Raw genomic sequence first — 3066 nt, 5'->3', positions numbered from 1 at the left:
TCAGTGCCCCCGAGAAACCGGTGAGGCCAGCAGCTGCCAGCCAGGTGGGCACCACCGGGACGAGCAGGGCCGCGCCCAGGATAAGGATGATCTCGGAGGTAGAGAGAATCTTGCCGAAACGCACAGGGTCGATCTTCTTTAGCGGGGCAAATGCGACGGCGGCCTGATCCCGCAGACCGGTTGCCGCCTCGACGTCCAGGGACCGTTTCGTGATCCCGGTGTTGAGGATGAAGGCTCCGCAGGCTATGCGGGGCGGAAGATGGTGAAGGTGCAAAGCCACAAGGGTCCTCCGGGTCGTGGAACGCTACTCTGACAGGCGATTGTCTACCTAGTGTTGGCCATTTCCGCTGACTTTACGCGCGTCCCCGGGCCGGAAACATGATTCACATTATCCTCTGCGGTAAATATGCTCGGAAAGAAAGTGGTCCGAGCCTTCGGCCAGTTTCGGAGGCATCGATTCCTCCGAAACGAAAGAGGCCCGTGTCCGTCCGGTCATCCCGGGGGCCGGGATACCATGGCGCCATGAGTGAGCGTGTGAATATCAGTCAACAAGACCTTGCCGTCTACCAGGCCCTGCTGGAGATGAACACCGCCGCTTCGCAGTCCGCCGCAGCGGCGGGTCTCGATCAACGGCTGCAGCTTCTGCCTGCGGATGCACACCCGTGATTCACTCAACAACGACGAATCAACCGACCGGCTGGCCGTGTTACCAGCCTGGCGGGAGAGCGGTTATTTCTCCGGGCAGGAGCGTGCCGCCCTGGAGCTGACGGAGTCGCTGACCAGGGTCAGCGACGGGCAGGTCCCCGATGAACTGTATGACCGGAGCGAGCAGGTTTTGGATGTCGGACAGGTTTCGGCGGTAGCGTGGCTGGTCACCGTCATTAACGCCTTTAACAGGGTGGCGATTTTCTCTCGCTACCCGGTAGGACCGTCGGCGTAAACGCCCGACAGTGGGACGCCGGGATCGGCCAGTTTCACCGGGTCGACCGGTTTTTTGAAGCTACCAACGCGTGGATTTGTTCAGTCACATCCCAGATATTGACGTTCATACCGGCCAGGGTGACGCCGTTCCTCAGCCAAAAAGCGAGAAACTCCCGCTTGTCCACGTTTCCACGCACGACAACTTTGTCGTAGTCGCCGGGCCCGGCGTGACCGTAGTACTCCATTCCTACGTCGTACTGATCGGTGAAGAAGTACGGCAGTCGGCCATAAGCGGCGTCGATTCCGAGCATCGACTTGGCCGCCACTGCTGGCTGGTGCAGTGCGTTGGCCCAATGCCCGACCCGCAGATGCCTGCCCAGGAGTGGATGGCGCGCGTTGGCCACGTCCCCGGCCGCAAAAATGTGTGGATCAGAGGTGCGCAGATGTTCATCGACGATGATCCCGTCATCCACGGCGAGCCCGGCATCCGCCGCGAGGTCAGTATTGGGGGTGGTACCGACGCCGGCGACCACCGCATCCGCCTCAATCCAGGTACCGTCTACGAGCCGGACGCCGGTGACCTTCCGTCCGTGGCCGGTGACTTCGGCGATCTGCACGCCGCAGCGTAAGCCGACTCCATGATCGCGGTGCAGATCAGCGAACACCTGCGCCATTTCCCGCCCCAGCACCCGTAGCAGCGGCAACTCCTCGCGCTCCAGCACCGTGACGGCCGCGCCGGCTGCCCGTGCGGCAGCAGCCACTTCCAGGCCAATCCAGCCGCCGCCGACCACGACCACCTGGTGGGCCGACTGGAGAATGAACCTGAGCTGCTGTGAGTCCTCGACCCGGCGAAGGTAATATTCGCGGTGTGGATCGGCGCCCGGAACAGGCAGCAACCGTGCGGAGGCGCCGGTGGTGATTAGTAGCTTGTCGTAGCGGACCGGTCCTGTTCGCTCCAGGTCTACCAGGCGGTTTTGGGTGTCAATGCCGGTGACACGGGTGGAAAGCCGCAACTCCACGCCGTGATCTGCGTACCATGGCTCTGGGTGAACGTAAATTTTCTCCTTTTCCGAGGCGCCCGTCAGGTAGTCCTTGGAGAGGTCGGGGCGTTCGTAGGGCCTCTCGGGTTCCTGCCCGATCAGGATGATGCGCCCTTCGAATCCTTCCTGCCGCAACGCCTCGGCACCCTTCGCACCGGCCAAACCAGCACCGACGATGACCATTGGCTCGTCTTGTACCGTCATGCGGCGAGCAGTTGGCGCAGGACGTAGGGCAGAATCCCGCCATGGACGAAGTACGCCTCCTCGGCTGGAGTATCGATGCGCAGCGTAGCGGTTATATTCCGGGTGCCGCCTTCACTATCGATACGGACGGTGACTTCACGCGGCAGTGGATCCTGGCCTTCAAGCCCCGTGATCGAGTAGATTTCCTCGCCTGTCAGGCCCAGGGACCCTGCTGTTTCCCCGCCCTGGAACTGCAAGGGGAGTACGCCCATGCCGATGAGGTTCGAGCGGTGGATCCTTTCAAAGGAGGTGGCGAGCACGGCTTTGACGCCCAAAAGCGATGTGCCTTTGGCAGCCCAGTCCCGCGAGGACCCGGAACCGTAATCGGAACCAGCGAGAATGATCAGCGGCACCTCTTCGGCCGCATACGATGTTGAAGCCTCGAAAATAGTCTGCTGTTCACCACCGGGCCAGTGGCGAGTGACTCCACCCTCGACCCCTGGTACCAGCTGGTTACGGAGCCGGACGTTCGCAAACGTACCGCGGATCATCACGTGATGATTGCCGCGCCGTGAGCCGTAGGAGTTGAAATCTTTCGGCGCTACGCCTTGTTCGATCAGGTATTGACCGGCGGGGGAGTCCTGTTTGATGGTGCCGGCGGGGGAAATGTGGTCGGTTGTCACCGAGTCACCTAGTGCTCCGTGTTAATGGTTTGTTTGCGTTTCATCTTGCCCAGGAGGTACTCCGCTGACTTGGTCCAGGTGAATGGTTTGGCGTCTTGGTTGTAGTTCTCGATGTAGCGGTCCATGGTTTCTTCCAGCTCTTTCACCGAGCTGAATTCCCCGCGTTTGAGGCACTGGCGGGTGATGATCCCGAAGAAGATCTCCACCATATTCAGCCAGGAACAGCTGGTCGGAGTGAA

General features: G+C 61.2%; 5 protein-coding genes and 1 pseudogene. 2 read left to right on the top strand and 4 right to left on the bottom strand.

Annotated features, from left to right (window positions below):
- On the bottom strand, nucleotides 1-280 hold a 280-nt coding region (locus Y703_RS0102315; protein ID WP_026551430.1), incomplete at its 3' end, for a hypothetical protein.
- Nucleotides 281-522: 242 nt separating this feature from the next.
- Here Y703_RS0102315 and Y703_RS22865 point away from each other — a divergent pair.
- Entirely contained in the window at nucleotides 523-666 is a 144-nt protein-coding gene (locus Y703_RS22865; protein WP_253907903.1) for a hypothetical protein, read from the top strand.
- Nucleotides 653-940 (top strand): carboxymuconolactone decarboxylase family protein, encoded by a 288-nt coding sequence (locus Y703_RS17410; protein ID WP_253907902.1) that lies wholly within the window; start codon nucleotides 653-655, stop codon nucleotides 938-940. Before Y703_RS22865 ends, Y703_RS17410 begins: the two co-directional genes overlap by 14 nt.
- Nucleotides 941-974: 34 nt before the next feature.
- Here Y703_RS17410 and Y703_RS17405 read toward each other — a convergent pair whose 3' ends face one another.
- From Y703_RS17405 to Y703_RS0102295, 3 genes and pseudogenes are all read right to left on the bottom strand, one after another.
- The gene (locus tag Y703_RS17405; protein ID WP_216698851.1) at nucleotides 975-2165 is read right to left on the bottom strand and encodes an NAD(P)/FAD-dependent oxidoreductase; all 1191 of its coding nucleotides are present in this window, start codon (nucleotides 2163-2165) and stop codon (nucleotides 975-977) included.
- Nucleotides 2162-2839: pseudogene (gene acnA, locus Y703_RS0102300) on the bottom strand (aconitate hydratase); the annotation flags it as partial. The pseudogene acnA and the gene Y703_RS17405, both read right to left, overlap by 4 nt.
- Nucleotides 2836-3036 carry an IS3 family transposase gene (locus Y703_RS0102295; protein WP_253907904.1) on the bottom strand — a complete coding sequence of 67 codons (201 nt, stop codon included), beginning with the start codon at nucleotides 3034-3036 and terminating at the stop codon, nucleotides 2836-2838. The pseudogene acnA and the gene Y703_RS0102295, both read right to left, overlap by 4 nt.
- Between the last annotated feature and the right edge of the window lie 30 nt (nucleotides 3037-3066).

It is taken from the genome of Arthrobacter sp. H20 (assembly GCF_000520515.1).
In the GTDB taxonomy this organism is placed as follows: Bacteria; Actinomycetota; Actinomycetes; order Actinomycetales; family Micrococcaceae; genus Arthrobacter_D.
The sequence above is the reverse complement of the archived record's forward strand: the minus strand, read 5'-3'. Positions and strand labels throughout refer to the sequence as shown.

Excerpts from the sequence above, each read along its gene's own strand:
- Y703_RS17410 (WP_253907902.1), top strand. The coding sequence starts at position 653 with ATGCACACCCGTGATTCACTCAACAACGACGAATCAACCGACCGGCTG.
- Y703_RS17405 (WP_216698851.1), bottom strand. The coding sequence starts at position 2,165 with ATGACGGTACAAGACGAGCCAATGGTCATCGTCGGTGCTGGTTTGGCC.
- Y703_RS22865 (WP_253907903.1), top strand. The coding sequence starts at position 523 with ATGAGTGAGCGTGTGAATATCAGTCAACAAGACCTTGCCGTCTACCAG.
- Y703_RS0102295 (WP_253907904.1), bottom strand. The coding sequence starts at position 3,036 with ATGGTGGAGATCTTCTTCGGGATCATCACCCGCCAGTGCCTCAAACGC.